This is a genomic window from Tardiphaga sp. OK245 (assembly GCF_900108575.1).
In the GTDB taxonomy this organism is placed as follows: Bacteria; Pseudomonadota; Alphaproteobacteria; order Rhizobiales; family Xanthobacteraceae; genus Tardiphaga; species Tardiphaga robiniae.
Window position 1 is genome coordinate 1 of the sequence record NZ_FNWZ01000011.1, and the last position, 2,500, is coordinate 2,500.

Sequence of the window (2,500 nt, forward strand, 5' to 3'; positions counted from 1 at the left end):
TGAGGCGGGGCCGGACGAAAGACTTCGGCGGTACACGTTTTGAACAAAGGTTAACACCATCGTTGTTAGCGCTGTGAAGCGCGGACAGCAGATTGGCTGAACTTCGGTTTGGTCGATTTAGTATGGTGGGACCTCGTCAATACGTTGTGATCAGCCGGTTTAAAGTTTCAAGTCCAACTTGAGAGTTTGATCCTGGCTCAGAGCGAACGCTGGCGGCAGGCTTAACACATGCAAGTCGAACGGGCGTAGCAATACGTCAGTGGCAGACGGGTGAGTAACGCGTGGGAACATACCTCTTGGTTCGGAACAACACAGGGAAACTTGTGCTAATACCGGATAAGCCCTTACGGGGAAAGATTTATCGCCGAGAGATTGGCCCGCGTCTGATTAGCTAGTTGGTGGGGTAAAGGCCTACCAAGGCGACGATCAGTAGCTGGTCTGAGAGGATGATCAGCCACATTGGGACTGAGACACGGCCCAAACTCCTACGGGAGGCAGCAGTGGGGAATATTGGACAATGGGCGCAAGCCTGATCCAGCCATGCCGCGTGAGTGATGAAGGCCCTAGGGTTGTAAAGCTCTTTTGTACGGGAAGATAATGACGGTACCGTAAGAATAAGCCCCGGCTAACTTCGTGCCAGCAGCCGCGGTAATACGAAGGGGGCTAGCGTTGCTCGGAATCACTGGGCGTAAAGGGTGCGTAGGCGGGTTTTTAAGTCAGAGGTGAAATCCTGGAGCTCAACTCCAGAACTGCCTTTGATACTGAAAGTCTTGAGTATGGGAGAGGTGAGTGGAACTGCGAGTGTAGAGGTGAAATTCGTAGATATTCGCAAGAACACCAGTGGCGAAGGCGGCTCACTGGCCCATAACTGACGCTGAGGCACGAAAGCGTGGGGAGCAAACAGGATTAGATACCCTGGTAGTCCACGCCGTAAACGATGAATGCCAGCCGTTAGTGGGTTTACTCACTAGTGGCGCAGCTAACGCTTTAAGCATTCCGCCTGGGGAGTACGGTCGCAAGATTAAAACTCAAAGGAATTGACGGGGGCCCGCACAAGCGGTGGAGCATGTGGTTTAATTCGACGCAACGCGCAGAACCTTACCAGCCCTTGACATGTCTATGACCGGTACCAGAGATGGAACCTTCCCTTCGGGGCATAGAGCACAGGTGCTGCATGGCTGTCGTCAGCTCGTGTCGTGAGATGTTGGGTTAAGTCCCGCAACGAGCGCAACCCCCGTCCTTAGTTGCTACCATTTAGTTGAGCACTCTAAGGAGACTGCCGGTGATAAGCCGCGAGGAAGGTGGGGATGACGTCAAGTCCTCATGGCCCTTACGGGCTGGGCTACACACGTGCTACAATGGCGGTGACAATGGGATGCAAAAGGGCGACCTCTCGCAAATCTCAAAAAGCCGTCTCAGTTCGGATTGGGCTCTGCAACTCGAGCCCATGAAGTTGGAATCGCTAGTAATCGTGGATCAGCATGCCACGGTGAATACGTTCCCGGGCCTTGTACACACCGCCCGTCACACCATGGGAGTTGGTTCTACCTGAAGGCAGTGCGCTAACCGCAAGGGGGCAGCTGACCACGGTAGGGTCAGCGACTGGGGTGAAGTCGTAACAAGGTAGCCGTAGGGGAACCTGCGGCTGGATCACCTCCTTTCTAAGGATGGTTCTTCAGATGCTTGCATCTATCGAACCTCTTTTGAAACATCAGTGGCCAGACATTGGATCAATGTTTGAGCTGCATAGGCGGGACACCGCCGTCTTCGTTTCTCTTTCTTCGCGGACGAACACACGCTGGGGCGTGCTCGTGCTGCTTGTTGGCGTTTGATCGCAAGGTCATGTCGATGAGCCGAGCGCAGTCCTTTGTTGTTAGGGCTTGTAGCTCAGTTGGTTAGAGCGCGCGCTTGATAAGCGTGAGGTCGGAAGTTCAAGTCTTCCCAGGCCCACCATATTTGCGCGCTTTGCTTTCAAGGCTGCTGCTGACGTCGACATCACATGCGCAAGCATCGCATCTGCAAAACGCGAACTACAGCGTTGAGCATTCGTCTTCTGGAACGGGGGCATAGCTCAGCTGGGAGAGCGCGTGCTTTGCAAGCATGAGGTCGTCGGTTCGATCCCGTCTGCCTCCACCAGAAACTTCTGATGGATGGCGACGTTGAGATCGTAACAAACATTCAGTGTGTTCAGACAGCGCGCGCCACATGGGCAGCGCCTGATTTAGTCCGCGGTATAACTTCGCTTGTCGGTCTTACGAGATCGACTGCGGGATTTATGACATCGTAAAGAGGAGATCGTTCCGAGGTTCGGATCTGCAAGCAATTGCGGATGCCGCAATCATAATCTCCAGGAATTGAATGCGAACGCTTTGCTTGCAAAGCTTCCGCATCTTTATTCCTTTTCAACGAAGCTTGACCGCCTCGTTGTCGGTTCGATCTTACGAAGCAAACTGGTCTTTCTAAATCATATCCAGCTGCATGAAGTGCGCACGGCTTGACC

2 tRNA genes and 1 rRNA gene are annotated in these 2,500 nt (G+C 53.5%); all 3 read left to right on the forward strand.

The annotated features are described in order from the left end of the window. Positions 1-174 precede the first annotated feature (174 nt). The 3 genes from BLW80_RS29730 (at position 175) to BLW80_RS29740 (ending at position 2,136) form a co-directional block, all read left to right on the forward strand. Positions 175-1,661, forward strand: a 16S ribosomal RNA gene (locus tag BLW80_RS29730). A 215-nt stretch (positions 1,662-1,876) separates the two neighbouring features. Continuing rightward, positions 1,877-1,953, forward strand: a tRNA-Ile gene (locus BLW80_RS29735). A gap of 107 nt (positions 1,954-2,060) precedes the next feature. Beyond that, positions 2,061-2,136, forward strand: a tRNA-Ala gene (locus tag BLW80_RS29740). Positions 2,137-2,500 lie beyond the last annotated feature (364 nt).